The sequence below is a fragment of the Nitratireductor sp. PBL-C9 genome (assembly GCF_050877045.1).
Taxonomy (GTDB): domain Bacteria; phylum Pseudomonadota; class Alphaproteobacteria; order Rhizobiales; family Rhizobiaceae; genus Nitratireductor; species Nitratireductor aquimarinus.
In genome coordinates this window covers 382,751-404,902 of the sequence record NZ_JBPAXW010000001.1, presented here as the reverse complement: position 1 = coordinate 404,902, position 22,152 = coordinate 382,751, and the positions used below count along the sequence as shown (strand labels likewise).

Here is a 22,152-nt window from a genome sequence, read left to right as displayed (position 1 = left end):
AGCATGGCCATGGACGGACTCACTCATTTCCTGAGCGCGATCGCCGAGATCGGTTTTTCCGCGCAGATCATCGTTGTTTTCTGGGCAACGCTCCTCGGCATCACCGTTGGCATGATCCCGGGCCTCACGGCCACGCTGGGCGTTGCCCTTGTGACCACGCTGACCTTCGCCATGGAGCAGAACACGGCGATCCTGGTTCTGATCTGCGTTTACATCGGCGCGATCTATGGCGGCGGACGCACGGCCATCCTGCTCAACATTCCCGGCACGCCTGCCAATGCGGCTTCCGCTCTGGAAGGTTTCCCGCTTGCCCGGAAAGGGCGCGCAGGCGAAGCGATGGCCGTTGCGACCACAGGCTCCTTTCTGGGGTCGGTCGTGGGAATGGTCGGACTGGCGCTGGTTGCCCCATGGCTTGCGGAATTCGCGCTTGATTTCACCTCCTTCGAGTTTTTCTGGCTTGCCGTCTTCGGCATTGTCCTTTGCGGCCAGCTCACCGCCATGGATGACGCGCTGAAAGGCTGGATCGCCGGTTTCTTCGGTCTGCTCGTCGCCATGGTCGGGCAGGAGAGCATCCATGCCTATGCCCGCTTCTCCTATGGCATTCGTGACCTTGAAGGCGGCTTCGGCCTTCTCCCGGTACTCGTCGGCGCGTTTGGCTGCACGGAAGTCTTCATCGTCATGCGGCAGGAAGCGACGCGCGCCGTCGCCGGCAAGGTGACGGGCGTCTTCCGCTCTGCGCTTTCCTCCTTCGGCCATGCGCGCACCTGGCTGCGGTCCGGCTTCATCGGCACGTTCATGGGCGTTGTTCCCGGTGTCGGCGAGGATATGGGCGCGTGGGTTTCCTACGCTGCCGCAAAGCGCGCTTCCAAGCGCAAGGAAGAATACGGGCAGGGCTCGACCGAGGGTCTGCTCGCCGCCGAGACCGGCAACAACGCCGCCGTGCCCGGTGCGCTGATCCCGGTTCTGACCCTTGCCATTCCCGGTTCCGCGCCGGCTGCTGTTCTGCTCGCCGCCATGATCATCCATGGCCTGCGCCCCGGACCGCTGATCATGATCACGCAGGCCGACTTCTTCTATTCGGTTGTCGCCATGGTTTTCTGGGCGAGCTGCGCCATGCTGATCCTCGGCCTTCTTCTCACGCGGCCGCTGCTGCTCATCCTGCGCGTGCGGCGTGAATGGCTGATGGGCATCATCTTCGTGCTGTGCACCGTCGGCGCATTCGCCATTGCCGGCCGCATCTTCGATGTCTGGGTCATGATCGGTTTCGGCCTGATCGGCTTCATGATGCGTGAGGCCGGTTTCCCGGTCGCGCCGATGATCCTCGGTGTCGTGCTTGGGCCGATCCTCGACAACAATCTGCGCCGCAGCCTCGCTTTGACCCAGGGCGATCCGCTGCCCTTCGTAACGCGCCCGATAAGCGCAGTGATCGCTTCGCTGGTCTTTCTCATCATCATTTTCAGCCTGCCGCCCGTGCGTCGCCGCGTCGCCGCCTTCCGTGCGCGGTTCGCGCGGGGAGGTGCACAATGACGGTGCGAAACGTTCTCCTTTGCGGCTTTGGCGCGTTCGGCGCGCAGCATGCCGCCGCCTGGCGGAAAAGCATGACGGCCCCGCGTCTGTTCATCAGCGATCCCGATCCGTCTGCCCGCGAAAGGGCGCGCGCCCTCGGCCTCGGGTATGTTGCGGAGGATCCGTCCGTCTATCTGGATCAGGTCGATCTCGTCGACATCGTCACGCCGCCGCGTTTGCACCTGCCCGTGGCTCTGGCGGCTCTCGCGCGTGGCAAACACGTTTTCATCGAGAAGCCGGCAGTCACGTCGCTGGATGAGGCGCGGCAGCTGATGGCTGCGGTTGATGCCTCAGGCTGCGCCGTCCAGATCGGCTTCGTTTTGCGCTGTCATCCGCTCGTCGAAAAGGCGAAGGCGCTCATCGCGTCGAGGGCCATCGGCCGCCTGCTTGCGGTCGAAGGCGACTTCTCGGGATGGAAGCGCATGCGCGACGATTCCACCATCATCGAAAATGACGGCGTGCATTTCCTTGATCTCATGCGCCATCTGGCAGGCGTTCCCGTGCGCTCGGTCGAGGCCCGTGGGGTAAGCCTGCTCGGCGCGGAAAAGGACGATGACATCCGCATCGACCTTGCTTTCGAGGAAGGCATATCCGGCAATCTGCGGCTTGGCGTCCTTGCCTGTGGCGAGGTGGAAGACGGGTTCATGCCGGGAGCGGTGACCACAAAGCGGCTGCGACTGATCGGCGATGCCGGCAACATCGTCATCGATTTCAACCGCAATACGCTCACGCAGGCGCAGGTTTCCTACACACCGTCGGCCGGGGGCTGGAAGGTTTCACCGGGCGCAATGACCAGCGAACAGGTGATCGGGGTTACACCGTCATCTCTTCTGGCAAAGAGCTTCGATCTGTTCGCATCCGCCATCGAAGGCGGCGAGCCGCCCCTGTGCGCCGCCGATGAGGGCGCTCTGGAAATGGCGGCCCTTCTTGAAGCCATCGACCGCGCGCTTGTGCGGGAACCGCTGCCGCAGATCGCACTGGAGAAGGAAGCATGAGCATGCGCACCATCAACAGGACCGATTTCATCTCCGGCATCGTGGTGGCGGTGATGGGCGCTGCCGGACTGGTCGGCTCGCTTCGCATGCCGCGCTTTGAGGCGCGGGGCGCAGATCCTTTCACTGTGCCGGGTCTCACGCCGGGGCTTCTGAGCGCGGTTCTCTGCGTTCTCGGCGTCGTGCTTCTGCTGCGCGGCATGTCGGGCCGGGTGTTGGCTGAGGGTGCGCGGCCAAGCATCACGGAATGGAACCGCGCCAGTGCGACCCGCACGATCTTCACCATCGTGATGGTGCTTCTTTATGGAACGCTGCTGTTCGGCCACATGCCGTTCATCCTGGCCACGGCGCTTTTCATCTTCGTCTTCACGGTGGGGGCGGAGCTGATCGACACCGAACGAAGCCTGCCCATCTGGAAGCTCGTGATCGGTGGTCTGGTGCTGGCCGGAGTTGCGGCGTTCGCCATCGACTTCGTTTTCACCGATCTCTTCCTCGTTCGGTTGCCGGGGTGACGTGATGAAACTTTCTCTGTGCAATGAAGTGCTGCGCGACCTCTCTTTCGAGGAACAGTGCCGGCTGGCCAGTGCGCTGCGTTATGACGGGCTGGAGGTTGCTCCCTTCACCCTGTCGGACGAGCCTGCCTCCGTTCCCGCTGCCGAGCGTCGCCGTCTGCGGCAGATGGCTGCCGACCATGGACTTGAAATCACCGGCCTGCACTGGCTTCTGACCGCCCCGGAAGGGCTCTCCCTTACGAGCGACGATGCCGCTGTGGCCGCGCGCACCCGCGATCACATACTGGCGATGGTCGAGCTCTGCGCCGATCTGGGCGGCAGCGTTCTTGTTCACGGTTCGCCCGGACAGCGCCAGTTGCGCGACGCGGCTTCGCCCGAGCATGCGCGCGACATTGCCATGGCGCATCTCGCTGCAGCAGCGGATGCGGCGGCGCATGCCGGTGTTCTTTACTGCATCGAACCGCTCGCGCCCTCCATGGACGATTTCGTCAACACGGTTGCCGACGCGGTGAGGCTGGTCGAAACCATTGGCTCGCCCGGCTTTGCGACCATGCTCGACACCTATGCGGCGGTGGGCGGCGAAGCCGAACCCGCAGAAGCGGTTCTGGACCGCTTTCTGCCCGGCGGCCATGTGCGCCACATCCATTTCAACGACCGCTCCAAGCGCGGGCCGGGCCTTGGCGCTGACCGGTTTGCACCAATCGTCGATTGCCTCGTCCGGCATGATTATGACGGCGTCATCGCCGTGGAACCGTTCGACTACTACCCCGATGGGCCGGGTGTTGCGGCCTTCGCCGCAGGCTATGTCCGGGGACTTTTGGAAATGCGGAAGGAGTGTTCATGAGCACGACCAAACTCAAGGTCATCGGTGGCCGCATCGGCATTGCCAATGCCTTTGCGCGCATGCCGTTCCGCTTCGGCGTGGTGACCATGGAAGCCGCTGCCAGCGCGACGCTGGAGCTTGAGGTTTTCGTCGATGGCAAGCCGGTTCTGGGCTATGCCTCCGACCTTCTCGCCTACAAATGGTTCGACAAGCGGCCGGAAAAGACGCCAGCCGACAATGTTGCAGACCTCCTCTGGGTGGTCGAGGAAGCGCTCGCCGTCGCCAGAAACCTGCCGGAGGGTTCCCTGTTCACGCTCTGGCGGCAGCTCGATGAAGAAGTCGACCGTCGCGCTGTCGCAGCGGGTTTCAACAGGCTTGGCGCTTCCTTTGGCGTCTCAATGGTGGAGCGCGCCATCATCGATGCGCTGGGCAGGGCAACCGGGCAGAGCTTCTTCGACATGGTGCGCGGCAATGCGTTCGGCATTTATGGCGGCGCGGTCTTTCCCGAGCTTGCGGGCATGTCGCCGGCCTCGATCCTTCCCGAAAAGCCACTGGAGCGCATCGGACTGCGCCATACGGTCGGTCTGGTCGATCCGATTGAGGCTGGCGACATCGCGTCGGCTGACCGGCTTGATGACGGTCTGCCCGAAACGCTCGCGGACTATATCGAGCAGGACGATCTCAGCTATCTCAAGATCAAGATTTCCGGTGATCCCACATCGGACATGGCGCGGCTGGAGCGCATCGCAGGGCTGATGGATCGGACCGGCAGGGCATTTGCCCTGACGCTCGACGGCAATGAGCAATACAGCCGGCTTGAGGAGTTCGCCGCGTTGATGGACGCCATTCGCGGCAATCCGGCGCTTGATCGCTTCTATGATGCGATCCTTTTCATCGAGCAGCCGCTGGAACGCTCGGTCGCGCTTTCCGCGCCGCTCGATCCCAGGGCTCTCAAGACAATCGGAAAGCCACTTCTGATCGACGAGGCCGATGGCTGGACGAGCGCCTATCATGAGGCGATTGCGCTTGGCTATCACGGTGTGAGCCACAAGAACTGCAAGGGCGTCATCCGCTCCCTGCTGAACGCGATGCTTGCCGAAACGCGCAATCGCCAGGCGGGGCCGGGCGTCTACTTCCAGTCGGCAGAAGATCTCACCTGTCTGCCGGTGGTGTCGCTTCAGGCAGATCTCGCGGTCGTGGCGGCGCTTGGCATCACGCATGTGGAGCGCAACGGCCACCACTATTTCCATGGCCTTGAGCATTTGCCCGCCCGTGAGGCGGAGGCCGCTCTGGCCGCCCATCCCGATCTTTATCGGCGCGAGGGTTCTTCCATCGTCACCGCCATCAATGGCGGCGCGCTCGACATTGCCTCATTGCAGGTCCCCGGCATGGGGTTCGCCTGCCTGCCCGACCTCGGTCAGCGCACACGCGCTGCCGACTGGACTTTCGATAGCCTCAACAAAAGCGATGCCGGACATGCCGGCACAGGAGACTGAGACCATGACCCGATCCCTGCCTGACACCGTTCTGGATGAAGCCCAGCTCGAAGACATGCTGTCGCAGCCGAGCGACCGCCTTGTTTCCGTCCTCGCCGAGCTGGATGGCGACATCACCATTCTTGGCGTTGGCGGCAAGATGGGGCCGACGCTTGCGCGCATGGCCAAGCGCGCCGCGCCCCACAAGCGCGTCATCGGCGTCGCCCGTTTCTCCGAGCCGGGGCTGAAAGAAAAGCTGGAAGGCTGGGGCATCGAGACGGTTTCATGCGATCTTCTCGACCGCGAAGCGGTGGAAAGCCTCGAAAAGACGGAGAATGTGCTTTTCATGGCTGGCCGCAAATTCGGTTCCAGCGGCAATCAGGGCCTGACCTGGGCCATGAATGTTCAAGTTCCTGCGATTGTCGCCGAGGCGTTCAAGGACTCGCGCATCGTCGCCTTCTCGACGGCCTGCGTTTATCCGTTCGTCAAGATCACCGAGCAGGGCGCGCGTGAAGATGTGGTGCTCGACCCGCCGGGCGAATACGCCAATTCCTGCGTGGGCCGCGAGCGCATGTTCGAGCATTTCGCCAGCGTGCATGGCACGCGCGTGGCGCTGATCCGTCTCTCCTACGCAATCGACATGCGTTATGGCGTTCTGCACGATGTCGCCAATGCGGTGCAGCAGGGCGAGCCCGTGCAGATCGACAGCGGCCATTGCAATGTGATCTGGCAGGGCGATGCAAACGACATTGCGTTGCAGTCGCTGGCATACGCGGATAATCCGCCCTTTGTGCTCAACCTTTCGGGTCCGGAACTGGTCAATGTGCGCAGCCTCGCGCAGAAGTTTGGCGAGTTCTTCGGCAAGGAGCCGGTTCTGGAAGGTTCCGAGCAGGAGCGGGCATGGATCGTTGACACGAGCCTGCAGCAGAAACTCTTTGGCTATCCCTCCGTCCCGCTGCCGCGGCTGATAGAGTGGACGGCAGATTGGATGAAAGAGGGCGGCCGCTCGCTTGGCAAGCCGACCCATTTCGAGGTGCGCGATGGAAAATACTGACCGGCCCACGGCCGGCGCCGGGGCAGCGAAGAAAAACGGGTCCGGAACGGGCCAGAAGGCGACGCGCGACGCAGTGGCGACGCGCGCCCGCATTCTCAACGCTGCCTCGAAGGAGTTTGCGAAGAAAGGACTGAAGGGAACGCGCATCGACGCGATCGCCAAGCGTGCGCGTTGTAACAAGGCCCTGATTTACCACTATTTCGGTAACAAGGAGGCCCTGTTCAGCACTGTTCTGGAGAGGAATTACGAGGCCATCCGCAGCGCCGAGCGTCAGCTCGACCTGGCCCACCGCGAGCCGGTGGCTGCCATGCGGGAGCTTATCGGTTTCTCTTTCGACTATGTGAGCGCGCACCCGGAGTTCATATCGCTCATCAATGATGAGAACATGCACGGTGGCGTGCATGTGGCTCATTCGGTCAAGGCGCGGGACCTCAACAGCCCGCTCGTGGCGATGATCGAGACGATCCTGGAGCGCGGGCAGGGCGAGGGCAAGTTCCGCTCCGGCGTCGATCCCGTGCAGCTCTACATCTCCATCGCAAGCATCTGCTACTTCTTCATTGCCAACCGGTCGACACTGTCGGCGATCTTCGGCCTGCCGAAGACGTCCGACGTGCTCGCGCAGCGCCGCGAGCACGTGATCGAGGTCATTCTGGGTTATCTGCGCCCGGAGGCCGGCGGACAGGACCTGCCTTCCATGCCGAAGGCCTGACAACGAAAGTTTCAATATGAAAATCAGCGATCTTCCCGCAACGCCGCTTGCCGCACTGCGCAAGGGAGGCGTGATCCCGGCGCATCCGCTGGCGCTTGATGCCGACCGCCGGCTCGATGAACGCCGTCAGCGCGCGTTGTCGCGTTACTACCTTGATGCGGGCTCCATCGGGCTTGCCGTGGCGGTTCACACCACGCAGTTCGAGATCCGCGATCATGGCCTTCTGGAGCCGGTTCTTTCGCTGGCGGCCGAAGAGGCGAACGCCCATGCGAGCACGCCCTTCATGGTGGCCGGCGCGGTCGGCAAGACCGAGCAGGCCGTGCGCGAGGCCGAGCTTGCACGCTCCAAGGGGTATCACGCCGTGCTTCTCAGCCTGGCGGCGATGCGCGATGCGAGCGTTGACGAACTGATCGCCCATTGCCGCGCCGTTGCCGGTGTTATCCCGGTGGTGGGCTTCTACCTGCAGACCGCCGTTGGCGGGCAGCCTCTGCCCTATGCATTCTGGCGACGTTTCGCCGAGATCGAGAATGTGGTGGCGATCAAGATGGCGCCGTTCAACCGCTACCGCACGCTCGACGTGGTGCGCGCGGTGATCGACGCCCGCGCGGAAGACCGCATCACGCTCTACACCGGCAATGACGATCACATCGTCTCCGATCTGATGACGAAGTTCACCTTCATGCGCGACGGTGCGCCGGTCAGCGTGCGGATCAAGGGCGGGCTTCTGGGGCACTGGTCGGTCTGGACGCGCAAGGCCGTGGCGTTGCTCGAAGATATCCATGAGCGCCCCGACAGCAGGAGCGCCAGCGAGTGGCTGGAGTTCGACGCCCGCACCACCGACGCCAATGGCGTTCTGTTTGACGTGGCAAACGATTTTGCCGGCTGCATTGCCTGCCTGCACGAAGTCCTGCGTCGGCAGGGCCTGCTTGAAGGAACCTGGTGCCTCAATCCGGACGAGACCATGGGGCCCGGCCAGATGGAAGAGCTCGAGCGCATCTGCCGGGATTATCCCGAACTCAACGACGACGCCTTCGTTGCCGCCAATCTGGAGCGCTGGCTGACGGCCTGACTATCTGGCAAAACGGCAGGCGGCCGGTTATCCGGCCGCTGTCAGGGCAAGTTCTTCGGCGCGGCAGCAGCGCACGCCGTCGATGAGCTGTTGCGGCTGCCGGCAGGCCTCGGTGGCGAAGGAACAGCGATCGAAGAAGAAGCAGCCGCTGGGAAGCCGGCGGTTGCTCGGCAATTCGGTTTCCTCGATGAATTCGCCGAGCCCGTCTTCTTCGAGCTTGGGAACGCTGCCCAGAAGAAGCTGCGTATAGGGGTGGCGCGGGTGCGCCAGCAGACTTGCGGCGTCGCCGATCTCGACGATCTGGCCGAGATACATAACGGCCACGCGGCGGCACATATGGCTGATCACCGATATGTCGTGCGAGATGAAGATGTAGGTAAGATTGCGCTCACGCTGCAGCTCATCAAGCAGGTTGAGGATCTGCGCCTGAACCGAAATGTCGAGTGCCGAGGTTGGTTCGTCGAGCACGATCACATCGGGATCGGAAGACAGAGCCCGGGCAATCGCGATGCGCTGTCTCTGACCACCCGAAAACTCATGCGGATACCGGTCCAGCGTTTCCTCGCGCAGTCCCACCTTGGCGGCAAGCTCCACGGCCAGCCGCCGCAGTTCCATCGTCGATTTGCGCTGTCGCGCGAAGACCGGCTCGGTGATCACGCGCCAGACGCGCATGCGTGAATTCAGGGATGACTGCGGATCCTGAAACACGATCTGCAATGCGGACTCGTCGCTCGCGGCCGCGCCTGAAACAAGGCCTTCGCTCGGCTGAAGAAGCCCAAGCAGCACCTGCGCAAGCGTGCTCTTGCCGCAGCCCGATTCCCCGACAATGCCCAGCGTTTCGCCGCGCTGAACGTCGAGATCCACCCCGTTCAGCGCGTGGACATGCGATGTGGGTCTGCCCAGCCAGTCGGAGCCGGAGGGAAAGCGGACGCTGATGTCGGAAAGCTCCAGCACGGTGTCGCGTGTTTTGCTGCCGCTCATGCCGCATGCTCCTTCTCACACAGCCAGCAGGCCGATGCGCGGTTGTCCTCATCAAGCGAAAAGAGCGGAGGAATGGCGCTGCAGGCCTCGAAAGCGCTGTCGCATCTTTCACGGAAGGCGCAGCCGGTTGGCATGTCGGTAAGGTTTGGAACAACGCCGCGGATCGACCGCAGCGGTTGTCCCGGCGCCGCGCTCTCGGGAAGTGCGCGGATCAGAGCCTGCGTATAGGGGTGTTTCGGCGTGCGCAGCACCTCCCGTGTAGGCCCTGTTTCCACCACCGATCCGGCATACATCACATAAAGCCGGTCGCAGAATTGCGACACGACGGCCAGGTCATGCGAGATGAACAGAATGGCCGTGTTCAGCTCCCGGGCCTTCTGGCGCAGCAATTGCAGCACCTGTTTCTGAACCGTCACATCGAGTGCGGTGGTCGGTTCGTCGGCGATCAGGAGTTTGGGCGAACAGGCGAAGGCCAGTCCGATGAGAATGCGCTGTCGCATGCCGCCGGACAGCTCGAATGGATAGCGTTCGAGAATTTCCTCGGCATCGTTGATGCGCATGTCCGTCAGCAGCTTGATCGCGTGGAGCCTGGCCTCACGCTCGCTCAGCTTTGTGTGCAGCCGGATGACGCCGAGCATCTGTGCGCCGACCTTTTTGGTCGGGTTCAGGGCGGTCAGCGGTTCCTGAAAGATCATAGCAACATCGCGGCCACGCATTGATGCAAGCTTCTGCTCGCTGAGAGCGAGCATGTCCTGGCCGAGCAGGGTGATGCGGCCAGAACGAATCCTGAAGGATTCGCTCGGTAGCAGGCGCATCGCGGTCATGGCGGTGACGGATTTCGCGGAGCCCGATTCACCGACAATACCGACGATCTCTCCCTCCTGCACATGGAGGGAGACGCGGTTCACCGCGCTGACCGTGCCCTTGTAGACAGGGAATTCGAGAGACAGATTGTCGATATCCAGAACGGTCTTGCGCATATCAGCGTGCTTTCTGGCGCGGGTCGAGCATGTCGCGCACGCCGTCGCCGAAAAGATTGAAGCCGGTGGCGGTGAACAGGATCGCAAAGCCGGGGAAGCCCGAATACCACCACTGGTCGAGAATGTAGTTTCGCCCCGTCGCTACCATCGCGCCCCACTCGGCCGTGGGCTGCTGCGCACCAAGGCCAATGAAGCTGAGCGCCGAGGCGAGGAGGATCGTGCTGCCCAGGTCCAGCGTGCCCTGCACGATCACGGGAGAGAGCGTGTTCGGCAGGATATGCCATCGCAATATGTGCAACCGCCCCGCGCGGAACGTGTGGGCCGCCTTCACATAGGCCATCTCGCGAACGATAAGCGCCTGTCCGCGCACGAGCCGCACATAGAAGGGTATCCGCACGATCGCGATGGCAAGCGCCGCGTTGACCAGGCTGGGGCCAAGCGCTGCGGCAAGCGCCAGGATCAGCGCCAGCGAGGGAACGGAAAGAACCACGTCCATCAGGCGCATGATCACCGTATCCGTGCGTCCGCCGATCAGGCCGGACAGCGCCCCCAGAACCGTTCCCGTGAGGCCGGCCAGAAACACGACGAAGAAACCGACGGCGATGGACTGTCGGCCGCCAAAGAGGATGCGGCTATAGATGTCGCGACCGACTTCGTCCGTACCGAAGAAGTGCGCCATGGAGGGCGGTGCCAGCCTTGCGCGCAGGTCGATGGCGTTGGGGTCGTGCGTGGCGAAAACAGGCGCGAATATCACAACGATGAGAACCAGAACCACCATGATCAGGCCTACCATGGTGAGAGGGCTGCGCTTCAGCTGGTAGCCGAAATACCCGAAGTCGAATCTGGACCTTTTGGCCGTGCTTTGTGCTTCCGCCATCAGTTGACGCTCCTGATGCGAGGATCGATCACCATGTAGAGGAGGTCGACGGCCAGATTGACGAGGACATAGGCGAAGGACACCACGACGGTGAAGCCCATCACGGCCGGGAAATCCAGTGCCTGAATGGAATTGACCACATAGGCACCCATGCCGGGCCAGGCGAAAACCGTCTCAGTGAGAACCGCCCCATAGAGAAGATCGCCGAGAGCCAGCCCCATGACTGTGACCGACGGGATGAGCGCATTGGGCAGCGCCTCCCGGAAGATGACACTGCGGCGGCTGAGGCCATTGGCGCGCGCGGTGCGCACATAATCCTGCTGCAGCTCTTCCAGCATGGCCGAACGGATTTGCCGGGCGACCACGCCCAGATGCACGAAGCCGAGTGTAAGGGCTGGCAGGATGATGTGGCGGAGGGCGCTGGTGAAGGCCGTCATGTCGCCGGCAAGGAGAGAGTCGATCAGAAGAAAGCCGGTTATCGTGGGTGGGCGGGGTATGTCAGGATTTATCCGTCCGCCACCCGGCAGAATTCCCAGGTCGCCATAGAACAGGACAATCAGAAGAAGCCCGAGCCAGAAGGCCGGCGTGGAAATGCCCGTCACCGCCAGTGCGCGGACCAGATGGTCGATGGGCTTGTCGCGCCATACGGCCGAGGCAACGCCAAGCGGAACACCAACGGCTGTCGCCAGCATCAGCGCCACGAGCGCCAGTTCCATCGTCGCCGGAAAATAGAGTTTGAGGTCTTCTGCAACGGGCCTGCGTGTGCGCAGGGAGGTTCCCAGATCGCCGGAGAGAATGCCCTTGAGATAGATCCAGTATTGTTCGGGCAGAGGCTTGTTGAGCCCCATGTCTTCACGAACACGCTCGACGATTTCAGGGGTGGCCCGGTCGCCCGCAACCAGCATGGCCGGATCGCCGGGTATGAGATGCGAAATGGCGAAGGTGATCATCGACACGCCGACCACCACAAGAGCAAGGAAAAGCAGCCGTTTCCTTATCACATTCAGATATTGCACAGTTCACCTTCACCTGAATTCTGCTGGACGTGACCCGTGCACCGCCCCGGAACGGCCATTTGCTCCCGGGCGGTGCATGTCGTTTCAGCCGTGCATCACTTGCTCATGCCGGCGATGTTGTAGATGTCCAGGAGCATCGGGTTGAAAACGAACCCTTCGACATTGTCGCGCATGGCGATGCGGTAGTCTTTCTGGAAGAGATAGACGTAAGCCGCTTCGTCGGTGACGATCTTCTGCACCTCGGCATAGAGCTTCTCGCGCTCTGCCTGATCGCTGCTCAGCGCCGCTTCCCTCAGGAGCTCGTCGACCTTCTCGTTCGTGTACCAGGACCGGTTGCCGGCAAGGCCGTGGCGATCGGAATCGAACCAGTAGCTGGTGAACATGTAGGGGTCAGCGAAATCCGGGGTCCAGTTGCCCGTCGCCATGCCGAAATCGCCCGTGTCGAAGCGTTCGCGCATGGTGGCGTTGGCAAGCTTCTCCAGTTTAACGTTAAGCCCGATCTCGGCCAGATTGGCCTGGGTTGCGATGGCGATGGGCTCCCAGTTCGGGTCGACATCGGAGTAGAGGAAGGTGATCTCCGCGCCATCGGCCCCGGCGCTTGCGAGCAGTTCCTTGGCCTTGTCGACATTGCGGTTGTACTGGATGACGCTCTCGTCGCGTCCCCACATGCCATCCGGGATCGGGCCGTGCATCTGCTTGCCATTGCCATTGAGAATGCCGTCGATCAGCCCCTCATAGTCAACCGCATAGGAGATCGCCCTGCGCACGTCGGCATTGTCGAGCGGCGCCTTCTGGTTGTTCATGTAGAGATAGGTGACGCGCAGGCTCGGATAGTTCTGGACCGCGATGCCGTCCTTGCTCTCCAGCGCCTCGAGCTGGTCTTCCGGCAGGGCTTCGGCGATGTCCACATCGCCTGCCTCAAGCTGCAGTCGCCGCGCGGAAGCCTCACCGATGATGACGATGCGCATCTTGTCGATGGCGGGCTTGTCGCCGCCATAATGCGGATTGGGCTCCATTGTGATGGTCTGGCCGCGTTCCCAGTTGGCCAGGCGATATGGGCCCGAGCCGGCGGTGTTGGAGGCGAGATACGCCTTGCCGTCATCGTCTCCCTGTTCGGCAACCTTTGGGTTGACGATGGCAGCGCCATTGTTTGCCAGTGCATAAAGGAAGGGAGCGTAGGTCTCGCCCAGCTTGAACGAGACGGTCATCGGATCGACAACGGTCACTTCCACACCGCTCGGCAGCGCTTCCGAGGGGCCCTGACCAATGCGGAACAGCCGGTCGAAAGAAAACTTCACGGCATTCGCATCAACGGCAGTGCCGTCATCGAATTTCTGCCCGTCCTTCAGCTTGAAGGTCCAGATGAGGCCGTCTTCAGAGGCTTCCCAGCTGTCGGCGAGGTCGCCTGTCACGCTGGTCAGTCCTTTCCCGTCCTTCGTCTCATATTTCATGAGGCGCTGGTAGGCCGGGTAAGTCACGGTCCAGTCGTTGTTGTCCATCGTCACGGCAGGGTCGAGCGACTGCGGATCGGCCGGCTTGGCGATGACAAGCGTGTCGGCCGGCGCTGCCGCCAGTGTCGCGGTCGAACCGCCTGCCAGAACGGACAGGGCCGTTGCGCCGGCAAGAAACACCCTGCGCGATAATGTCAGGTTCATCATTTGCATACCTCCCAGAAATGCGTGCTTTTACATTGACGAAATCAGATCGTTTCCTCGTGCCAGAGCGACTGCGAACTCCGTTTCGGGCTGATACGCGCCGCCGGTTGTCCAGATCACACGCGTGATCTCCCTGTCGCTGTCCGGCACTTCTATCTCCCCCCCGAATTCGACAAGTGCAGCAAACCCCGAAGCGGCCGAAGGTTCAAGTCGCATCTTTTCAAGACGCCACATATGCGTGAGCCAGACCAGCAGGGATTCGTCGCTGACGGTGGCTATGCCTTCGACCATGTGCCGGGTCTCGCGGGCCACGAGCTGGGAAGCCTGCGCGACGGCCAGACCATCGGCGATTGTCCGGTTGTCCAGGCCGAAATCATAGACGCTGACCGGACGGTCCGTGCCGAGCGCCAGCTGCACCAGCATGCAGGGCGATGCGACGGGCTCGACATAAATGCAGCGCACGGCGTCTCCAAAAACGCGTTTCAGACCAAATGTGACGCCACCGGGCGCGCCGCCCACACCGCATGGCAGATAGACATGCAGCGGGTGATCGGCGTCCACGGGGATGCCGGCCTCTTCAAGCTGGTCTGCAAGTTCGCGCGCGGCCGCTGCATAGCCCATGAACAGCGTGATCGAGCGTTCATCATCGACAAAATGGCTGTCGGCCTGTCTGTCCGCCGCCTCGCGCGCGGCACACACGGCCTGCGAGAAATCGCTGCCATGCTCCACCACGCAGGCTCCAAGCGCGGTGAGCCGGTCTTTCTTCCACTGCTTGGCGTCGTGCGACATGTGCACTTCGACGTCGAAACCGAGCCTGCACCCGGCCAGACCGACGCTGTAACCCAGATTGCCCGTCGAACCGACGAGAAGCCGGTGCCTGGCAAAGAACGCTTTCGCCTCCGGCGTCGCGAGCTTCGAAAGGTCGTCGCCATCCTCCACAAGTCCGGCTTCCCGGGCAATGTCGACGGCGTGTGTCAGTACCTCGAACACACCGCCGCGCGCCTTGATGCTGCCGGTGGTCTGCAGGGCGTAATCGCATTTTGCGAGAAGTCGCCCGCGTTTCAGCCCGATCATCCCGGCTATCCGGGGCAGTTCCCGCAGGTCCGAACGATTGCGGCCGCCATCGGCCCTGGTTTCAGGAAACAGCTGGGCCAGAAGCGGGCCATACCATTCCCACGCGTCTTCGGCCTCTTTCACCATTTCGCCATCAAGCGAGCTTCGCGCCATCGCAGCGTCGACGGGGAGGACGTCCGGATTGCGCCACCATACCGGTGTGCCGTTCGGGAGACCGGGGGGCAAAGTCCCATCGTTCATGAGTTCTTGACCTTTCATCATTTGTCACACGCGCCGCCGGCGAGCGTTGCTCTGCTTCCCCGGACAGTCAGGCCGCATGGCTTCCCGCGCGCACGAAATGCGTGTCGGAAATCCTGTGCATGGGCCGTTGCACGGGCGTGTAATCGGGAGGGCGTACGGCGCTTGGAATCTCATCGACCATCAGGGTGCGCCGTTCCGGCCGGCGGCGCGGATCGGCCACCGGAACCGAGCCCAGAAGCTTGCGGGTATAGGGGTGCTGCGGGTTTCCGAAGACGGAGCGCCTGTCGCCAATCTCGACGATCTCGCCGAGATACATCACCGCAACCCGGTGCGCCACGCGTTCCACCACCGCCATGTCGTGGCTGATGAACAGGAGCGAAATGCCGAGTTCCGCCTGCAGGTCCATCAAGAGATTGATCACCTGCGCCTGAATGGTCACGTCCAGCGACGCCACTGCTTCGTCCGCGATCAGGAGCTTTGGATCGAGGGCGAGCGCGCGCGCAATGCAGATGCGCTGCCGCTGGCCTCCGGAAAAGGCGTGCGGATAGCGGTCGAGATGGGTTTCGTTCAGCTCCACCCGTTTCAGAAGTTCTGCTGCCTTCCTGCGCATGTCTGCGCGGGACCCGCCGGCACCCTGCACCAGCATCGGGTCGATCAGCGCGCGGGCGATGGTCATGCGTGGGTTCAGCGAGGCGAACGGATCCTGAAACACCATCTGCACGTGACGGCGAAATGACTGCAGCTTCTGCGACGATACGCCGACCGTTTCCTCGCCTTCAAAGCGGATGGAGCCGGAGACGGGGCGGTCGAGATGCATCACGGTGCGCGCGATGGTCGATTTCCCGCAGCCGGATTCTCCGACAAGCGCGAGGGTTTCGCCACGCGCGATGGAGAATGAAACATTCTCGACCGCGTGAACGCGCCCGGTGACCCGGCCAAACAGGCCCGAGCGCAGGTCGAAGCGGGTAACGAGGTTCTCGACCTCCAGAAGCGGCCGGGCACCTTGGTTTTGCGAAGGCCCGGTCATGCGCCTGCTCCGGCATTGCGGTCCCGCGAGAACTCCACGAGCGGGAATTTGGCGGGCATGTCCGTTTCCGCCATGCTGCCAAGCTGTGGAACGGCGGCAATCAGCGCCTTGGTGTATTCATGCCGGGGCGCCTCGAAAATCGAGAAAACGTCGCCCTGTTCCACAAGCGCTCCATTGTACATCACGCAGACGCGGTCGGCGACTTCTGCAACAACGCCCATATCATGCGTAATGAAGAGGGCGGACATGCCGATTTCCTCCTGGAGCGAACGCACCAGATCGAGAATCTGGGCCTGAATGGTGACATCAAGCGCGGTGGTCGGTTCATCCAGGATGAGAAGCGATGGCTTGCAGGAGAGCGCCATGGCGATCATGACCCTCTGGCGCATGCCTCCGGAGAACTCGTGCGGATATTGCTTCATCCGCCGCGCGGCATCGGGCACGCGAACGAGCTGCAGCGTTTTCAGCGCGATCTGTTCGGCCTCGCGCATCGACTTGCCCTGATGCTGGGCGATGGCCTCGCATATCTGCTCGCCGACGGTGAAGACCGGGTTGAGGCTGGACATCGGGTCCTGAAAGACGATGGAGACATCCGCCCCGCGGACATCGATCATCTTGTCCAGCGGGATGCGCGTGATCTCCATGACCCGTCCCTCGCGTCCCCGCAGCCTGATCGAACCTTCGGTGATCGTGGCCCCGTCATGCTCCGTGAGGCGCATCAGGGTCATGGCCGTCACGGATTTCCCGCTGCCCGATTCCCCGACGAGGGCCAGAGTCTCGCCCCGGTCGATGTGGAACGAGACGCCGCGCACGACTTCGATCGGCGTCTTGCTTTGCGCCGCAAAGGCGATCCTGAGGTTCTCCACCTCCAGCACCCGTTCGGCCGGCATTGCCGGTTCGGCGTCAACATGGCTCATCTTTCCGCCACCTCCCCTGGACAGGTCGCATCGCGTGATCGAGGGACCGTTTTGGCCAGATCGGGAGGCGAAGAGCGGGGCTTGTCAAGAGAGCCGGAAACGGGCGCAGGCGGGAAAGTCAGGCTTTGTCAGTGTTTCCGGGCGTTATGTTTTTTTTGCATAAATCATTCTGCCGCAGCTGGCCCGGCCAAATCCTGCCTGTCAGCCGTCCGTCGTGTTTCCCATGGCGTGATTGCAGGCTCGATTCCGTGCCAGAATGTTTCGAGATGCGGGCTGCGTGAGCCCTGCCGCCGGAACAGCTTCACCTCCATGTCGAGCTGAAGTTCCGGCCCGCCGATCTGGCAGAGTTCGCCGCGTTCGATGGCGTCCCTGACGCAGCACAGCGGCAGCCAGCCCACGCCTTCGCCGGCCATCACCATGCGCTTGATGCCTTCGGAAATCGATGTCTCATACACGGTTGCCAGTGGCAGGGGGCGTTCCTGGCGCGCATGGATGAGCGAAACCAGCTTGCCCAGATAGCCATCGTTCCAGGAGTAGGCGAGATAGGGAATGCGGCTTTCCTGATCGTGGTCCAGTGAATAAAGCGGCCTGCTTTCCGCATCAAGCGCGGAGACGGGCACAAGCGGATCAATGCCGAGACACACGGATTCGAAAGGTCCGGCGGTCAGAACCGGCGGGCCCTCAGGGTGGCTGTAGATGATCGCGAAATCGCTCCTGCCCATGGCGAGGGCTTCGACGCACTCGTAAAAATCGGTCGCCTGCATGCTCACCGGCAGCAGTGATCTGGAGGCATCCGCGCCCTTGATCCATTCGGGGAAAAAGAACAGCGCGATTGTGTGCAGCGCGCTGAAAGAAACCGGGTTCTGGCGGGTGCCCGCCTGCTGCTGGCAATCGTTGCGCAAGCGGTATAGCTCGCGAACCAGTTCCTGGCAGCGCGGCAGGAAGAGTGTCCCGGCCTTTGTCAACTGGACCGGATAGGTGCTTCTGTCGATGAGTTCCACGCCGACCCAGCGTTCCAGTGCCTTTATGCGGCGGCTGAAGGCCGGTTGAGAGATGTTTCGCGCTGCGGCTGCGGTCGAATAATTCCGCGACGCGACAATCTCAAGGAAGTCTTCCATCCAGATGAGTTCCAAGATGCTCTCCATGCAGTTTTTGCATAGTTCATCTATAAAGAGTATTAGACAGCCTGCAAAGCTCCCCCTACCGTTTGCGCAAAAATAAGCCCGCCCAAAGGGCATATGGTTCAGCGCAGAATCTGAATTGAGGGGAAATCCAATGCTCAAGAAAATCGCCCTGTTGGCCGCCTGTGCCGTGTTCGGCCCGGTCGGAATCGGCAATGCGCAGGTCAACAATCCCGGAACTCTGGTCTTTCTCTGGACTGACGGGATCCAGTCTCTCGACCCTGCCTATATCGGCAACACGCCGAGCACCTATGCTTCCTTGAACATGTACAACCGGCTTCTTGGCTATGACGGATCGAACATTTCCGAGTTCGTTCCTTCCATCGCCTCCAAGGTGCCGTCGCTTGAAAATGGTCTGATCGAGACGGGTGAAGACGGTTCGGTCCGCTACACGTTTCCGATCCGCGAGGGGATCTATGCGCACAAGGTCGGCCTCAAGGGCGCCGACGGCAAGATCGAGTGGCGCTACTACGACGAACTGAACGAGGAGGAGCGCGGGCGCATCGAGCCGGGTTACGGTGAGATCACCGCAGAAGATGTTCGCTACAGCTTCATGCGGGCGATCCTGCAGGGCGAATCCTGGATGGCCAATGCCGTGACGGAGATGGTGACGGCGGGGACCTATCCCAATATCCGCGCCTGGGCGACGGCGCTCGCCGGTGTCGAGAACTTCGATGATCTGGACGAGGCCGGCCTTGTCGCGGTGCATGATGCGCTTGCCGAGAAAATCACCGTCGAGGATGGCAAGCTCGTTCTCACGCTGGAGAAATCCTTCCCTGCCACGCTGGGCGTGATCGCCTTGCCCTACGCCACCTCGGTGATCGACAGGGAATGGGCTGTCGACCATGGAGCCTGGCCGGGCACGGCCGACAGCTGGGTGGAGTTCCACAAGCCGGACCTTGGCGAAAGCGCCTTGTTCGAACAGGCCAATGGCAGTGGCCCGTTCATGCTTGAAGAGTGGGATCAGGGTGAAAAGCGCCTCGTGATGAAGCGTTTCGAGGGCTATATGGATGGCCCGGCGCAGCTGGAGCGTGTTGTGCTGCGCTCCGTGCCCGAATGGACCACGCGACGCCTGCAGCTCGAAGCGGGTGACGCCGATGTGGTTGCAACGCCGGTCGAATTTCTCAAGGAGATGAAGACCCGCCCGGGCATCAAGGTTCGAGAGGGGCTGCAGAACATCTTCGGACGCAGCCTGTTCTTCATGTGGCCGGTTCAGGCCGATGGCAATCCGGCAATCGGCAGCGGCAAGCTGGATGGCGCAGGCATACCGCCGGACTTCTTCGGCGACATCGATGTGCGCAAGGGCTTCAACTACGCGCAGAACTACCAGCTTCTTCTCGAGCAGGTGAACCTCGGCAACACGGTGCAGCTGCGCGGCCCGACGGTTCGTGGCCTGATGGGCTATCGCGACGACAGTCCCGTCTACAGCTTTGATCCCGAGAAAGCCGAAGAGCATTTCCGCAAGGCCTTCGATGGCAAGCTGTGGGATGTCGGCTTTGAGATGACTGCGTACATGACGGAGGGCACGCAGTTGGCAAACGCAGCGCTTTCCGTTCTCCAGCAGAATCTGGCGCGCATCAATCCCAAGTTCCGCCTCAAGATCCAGGCGCTGCCCTGGGCCACGATCTCCGACCAGATCTACACGAACAACAATCCGAGCCTGCCCATGGCCTATATGGGCTGGGGGCCGGACTATTCGGATCCGGGTGGTCCGCTGGGCGCCGCCACCTACTATCTGGCCAGCACGGGTCTTGTTGCAGGGTTCAGCGGTGAGGGCTATCGCGAGCTGATGCGCAAGGAGTTCGACGGTCTGCTCGCAGAGGCGTGGGCGCTGAACGATCCTGACAAGCGCCGGCCAATCTATGAGCGGCTGCAGGAAATGAGCCATGAATATGCGACCACGCAGTTCCTGTGGGAGGACTACACGCATGTGGTCTCGCGCGACTGGGTGGATGGCTACGTGCACAACATGATGCTGTACGGCGCATGGGATTTCTACAAGGTCACCAAGTCTGAATAGACGCCACGATCCATGAGCCTCCGCGCGCTCAGCGCGGAGGCCGCCCGGTTTCGCTCCCCCGAAGACATGGATGCCATGCTGTATTATCTCCTGCGCCGAGCGGTGTTCATTCCCGTGGTGCTGCTTGCTCTCACTCTGATGATCTTCTCCCTGCAGATGATGTTGTCGCCCGTGCAGCGGCTCGCCGCTTATGCGCCCGGGCCGGAATTTCTGAAGGGGGGCAGCGCACAGATCGCCGCTCTCATTGAGAAATACGGTCTCGATGAGCCATTTCTCGTTCAGTACAAGGAATGGCTTGGCAATGTCCTGTCGGGCAATCTCGGCTGGTCGGAGACCGCGCGTGCGCCTGTATCCGAGGCGCTGCTGGACCTGTTTCCGGCAACGGTGGAGCTGGTCTTCTTCGCCTTCATCCCCAGCCTGTTGGGGGCCATCTGGCTTGGCACCAAGGCCGGCGTTCACCTGAACAAGGGCATCGACCACGCCATTCGCATCTTCACCATCATTGGCTGGTCGTTTCCGGTGTTCGTGTTCGGCCTGATGATGCTGCTGATCTTCTACGGCACGCTGAACTGGTTTCCGCCCGGCCGTCTCAGCCAGTGGGCGGAAGTGGTGGTGGCCGGCGACGCCTTCACCCGCTACACCGGTGTGAACACGCTGGATGCGCTGCTCAACGGCAATATGGCGGTGTTCTTCGACGCTATACGGCATCTGATCGCGCCGGTCATCACGCTCACCTATGTCAACCTCGCCAGCATGACGCGGGTGATGCGCACCAGCATGCTGGAGACCCTGCGACAGGACTATATCCGCACGGCGCGCGCCAAGGGGCTTCCCGAAAAGGTCGTTCAAAACAAGCATGGGCGTAGCAATGCGATGCTGCCCGTGGTCACCATCGCCGGCATGGAGCTGGCCTACATGATGGGGGGCGTCGTGATCACTGAAACGATCTTCGACTATCATGGCATTGGCAGGTTTGCCGCCGATGCCGCGTCCAATCTGGATTTTCCCGGCGTGCTCGGCTTCGCGCTCTATTTTGCGCTCGTTCTGGTCGTCATCAATCTGGTCGTGGACCTGCTCTATCCGCTGCTCGATCCGAGGGTGAAGCTGGCATGACCGTGCTCCGTTATCTCCTGCGCAATCCGCTTTCAATGTTCGGCATGGTTCTGTTGGTCGGCTTTGTCGTGGTGGCGCTCTTTGCGCCGCTCCTGGCGGTTCCCGAACCCTATCAGATCAGCCCTTACGACACGCCGCGCGCCGGCTTCTGGGCGCAGCCGCAGCCACCCTCCGACGAACATCCGTTCGGCACGACGCAGGGCCAGTTCGATATCTATTACGGCCTGGTCTGGGGCACCCGTACGGCTTTCAAGATCGGCCTTGGCGTCGTTCTCATTTCCGTTTTCGTCGGTGTGCTCATCGGTTCTGTCTCCGCGTTCTACGGCGGTCTGGTCGATGAAGTGCTGATGCGCATCGTCGACGTCTTCATGGCCGTTCCCATTCTCATCGCTGCAATGGTGCTCACGGCGCTGCTCGGCAAGGGGCTGGTGCCCATGATCATCGCGCTGAGCGCGTTTGGCTGGATGAATTATGCGCGTGTCGTGCGAAGCGAAATCCTTCGCGTGAAGGAGATGGATTTCGTGCATGCGGCGCGTGCCTATGGCACGAGCGACAGGCGTCTTATCCTCCAGCACATTCTTCCCAACACCTTCTTCCCGGTTCTGGTTCTGGCAACCATGGCGACCGGCTCCATGGTTCTGGCCGCCTCGGCGCTCAGCTTTCTCGGGGTCGGAACGGAAGAGGGCTATGCGGACTGGGGCCAGTTCATCGCCTATTCGCGCAACTGGATCGTTGGGCAGGGCGATAACCCCTTTGCCTATTGGTACACGCTGTTTTTCCCGGGCATGGCGATCTTCCTCTTCGTTCTCTCCTGGAACCTGGTCGGAGACGCATTGCGCGACATTCTCGATCCGCGGATCGCAAAATAGGG

Annotated in this window: 20 protein-coding genes; 11 read left to right on the top strand and 9 right to left on the bottom strand. The window is 62.0% G+C overall.

Translation table 11 applies throughout. The features are described 5' to 3' along the window. The first annotated feature begins 9 nt into the window (after window positions 1-9). From ACRTG1_RS01890 to ACRTG1_RS01855, 8 genes are read left to right on the top strand one after another with little or no spacing between them, the layout of a single operon-like run. Window positions 10-1,527, top strand: coding sequence for a tripartite tricarboxylate transporter permease (locus ACRTG1_RS01890; protein WP_113157130.1), 1,518 nt, complete (start codon window positions 10-12; stop codon window positions 1,525-1,527). Then, a complete protein-coding gene (locus tag ACRTG1_RS01885; RefSeq protein ID WP_432515655.1) occupies window positions 1,524-2,561 on the top strand; it encodes a Gfo/Idh/MocA family protein in 1,038 nt (345 codons plus the stop codon). The genes ACRTG1_RS01890 and ACRTG1_RS01885 overlap by 4 nt, the downstream gene beginning before the upstream one ends. Next, on the top strand, window positions 2,558-3,070 hold the full coding sequence (locus tag ACRTG1_RS01880) for a tripartite tricarboxylate transporter TctB family protein (protein ID WP_432515654.1): 513 nt from the start codon (window positions 2,558-2,560) through the stop codon (window positions 3,068-3,070). Before ACRTG1_RS01885 ends, ACRTG1_RS01880 begins: the two co-directional genes overlap by 4 nt. A gap of 4 nt (window positions 3,071-3,074) precedes the next feature. Continuing rightward, on the top strand, window positions 3,075-3,914 hold the full coding sequence (locus tag ACRTG1_RS01875; RefSeq protein WP_432515653.1) for a sugar phosphate isomerase/epimerase family protein: 840 nt from the start codon (window positions 3,075-3,077) through the stop codon (window positions 3,912-3,914). Continuing rightward, window positions 3,911-5,389: a mandelate racemase gene (locus ACRTG1_RS01870; protein WP_432515652.1), complete on the top strand. Its 1,479-nt coding sequence runs from the start codon at window positions 3,911-3,913 to the stop codon at window positions 5,387-5,389. The genes ACRTG1_RS01875 and ACRTG1_RS01870 overlap by 4 nt, the downstream gene beginning before the upstream one ends. A gap of 4 nt (window positions 5,390-5,393) precedes the next feature. Then, window positions 5,394-6,422: an NAD-dependent epimerase/dehydratase family protein gene (locus ACRTG1_RS01865; RefSeq protein WP_113157131.1), complete on the top strand. Its 1,029-nt coding sequence runs from the start codon at window positions 5,394-5,396 to the stop codon at window positions 6,420-6,422. Continuing rightward, window positions 6,409-7,131 carry a TetR/AcrR family transcriptional regulator gene (locus ACRTG1_RS01860; RefSeq protein WP_432515651.1) on the top strand — a complete coding sequence of 241 codons (723 nt, stop codon included), beginning with the start codon at window positions 6,409-6,411 and terminating at the stop codon, window positions 7,129-7,131. The genes ACRTG1_RS01865 and ACRTG1_RS01860 overlap by 14 nt, the downstream gene beginning before the upstream one ends. A 16-nt stretch (window positions 7,132-7,147) precedes the next feature. After that, window positions 7,148-8,200, top strand: a complete 1,053-nt coding sequence (locus ACRTG1_RS01855; RefSeq protein WP_432515650.1) for a dihydrodipicolinate synthase family protein — start codon at window positions 7,148-7,150, stop codon at window positions 8,198-8,200. A gap of 27 nt (window positions 8,201-8,227) precedes the next feature. Here ACRTG1_RS01855 and ACRTG1_RS01850 read toward each other — a convergent pair whose 3' ends face one another. The 9 genes from ACRTG1_RS01850 to ACRTG1_RS01810 all read right to left on the bottom strand — a co-directional run bounded on the left by ACRTG1_RS01850 (window position 8,228) and on the right by ACRTG1_RS01810 (window position 18,100). After that, window positions 8,228-9,181, bottom strand: a complete 954-nt coding sequence (locus ACRTG1_RS01850) for an oligopeptide/dipeptide ABC transporter ATP-binding protein (protein WP_432515649.1) — start codon at window positions 9,179-9,181, stop codon at window positions 8,228-8,230. Further along, window positions 9,178-10,161, bottom strand: coding sequence for an ABC transporter ATP-binding protein (locus tag ACRTG1_RS01845; RefSeq protein WP_113156748.1), 984 nt, complete (start codon window positions 10,159-10,161; stop codon window positions 9,178-9,180). The genes ACRTG1_RS01850 and ACRTG1_RS01845 overlap by 4 nt, the downstream gene beginning before the upstream one ends. A 1-nt stretch (window position 10,162) precedes the next feature. Further along, entirely contained in the window at window positions 10,163-11,038 is an 876-nt protein-coding gene (gene ddpC / locus ACRTG1_RS01840) for a D,D-dipeptide ABC transporter permease (RefSeq protein ID WP_113156749.1), read from the bottom strand. Further along, a complete protein-coding gene (locus tag ACRTG1_RS01835; RefSeq protein WP_113156750.1) occupies window positions 11,038-12,054 on the bottom strand; it encodes an ABC transporter permease in 1,017 nt (338 codons plus the stop codon). The genes ddpC and ACRTG1_RS01835 overlap by 1 nt, the downstream gene beginning before the upstream one ends. Window positions 12,055-12,149: 95 nt before the next feature. Beyond that, window positions 12,150-13,709: an ABC transporter substrate-binding protein gene (locus ACRTG1_RS01830; RefSeq protein WP_432515648.1), complete on the bottom strand. Its 1,560-nt coding sequence runs from the start codon at window positions 13,707-13,709 to the stop codon at window positions 12,150-12,152. 30 nt (window positions 13,710-13,739) lie between these two features. Continuing rightward, a complete protein-coding gene (locus ACRTG1_RS01825) occupies window positions 13,740-15,023 on the bottom strand; it encodes a D-serine ammonia-lyase (protein WP_206548512.1) in 1,284 nt (427 codons plus the stop codon). 67 nt (window positions 15,024-15,090) lie between these two features. Next, window positions 15,091-16,050 (bottom strand): ABC transporter ATP-binding protein, encoded by a 960-nt coding sequence (locus ACRTG1_RS01820; RefSeq protein WP_432515647.1) that lies wholly within the window; start codon window positions 16,048-16,050, stop codon window positions 15,091-15,093. Further along, window positions 16,047-16,967 carry an ABC transporter ATP-binding protein gene (locus ACRTG1_RS01815; protein WP_206552902.1) on the bottom strand — a complete coding sequence of 307 codons (921 nt, stop codon included), beginning with the start codon at window positions 16,965-16,967 and terminating at the stop codon, window positions 16,047-16,049. Before ACRTG1_RS01815 ends, ACRTG1_RS01820 begins: the two co-directional genes overlap by 4 nt. A 164-nt stretch (window positions 16,968-17,131) precedes the next feature. Beyond that, window positions 17,132-18,100 carry a LysR substrate-binding domain-containing protein gene (locus tag ACRTG1_RS01810; protein WP_432515646.1) on the bottom strand — a complete coding sequence of 323 codons (969 nt, stop codon included), beginning with the start codon at window positions 18,098-18,100 and terminating at the stop codon, window positions 17,132-17,134. Window positions 18,101-18,242: 142 nt separating this feature from the next. On the opposite strand from ACRTG1_RS01810, the gene ACRTG1_RS01805 reads away from it, so the two are divergent. The 3 genes from ACRTG1_RS01805 to ACRTG1_RS01795 all read left to right on the top strand — a co-directional run bounded on the left by ACRTG1_RS01805 (window position 18,243) and on the right by ACRTG1_RS01795 (window position 22,150). Continuing rightward, window positions 18,243-20,168 carry an ABC transporter substrate-binding protein gene (locus ACRTG1_RS01805; RefSeq protein ID WP_432515645.1) on the top strand — a complete coding sequence of 642 codons (1,926 nt, stop codon included), beginning with the start codon at window positions 18,243-18,245 and terminating at the stop codon, window positions 20,166-20,168. Between the two features lie 75 nt (window positions 20,169-20,243). Further along, the gene (locus ACRTG1_RS01800) at window positions 20,244-21,281 is read left to right on the top strand and encodes an ABC transporter permease (protein ID WP_432515644.1); all 1,038 of its coding nucleotides are present in this window, start codon (window positions 20,244-20,246) and stop codon (window positions 21,279-21,281) included. Next, complete coding sequence (locus tag ACRTG1_RS01795; protein WP_206544987.1) at window positions 21,278-22,150, top strand: ABC transporter permease; 873 nt, start codon at window positions 21,278-21,280, stop codon at window positions 22,148-22,150. Before ACRTG1_RS01800 ends, ACRTG1_RS01795 begins: the two co-directional genes overlap by 4 nt. The last annotated feature ends 2 nt before the right edge of the window (window positions 22,151-22,152 follow it).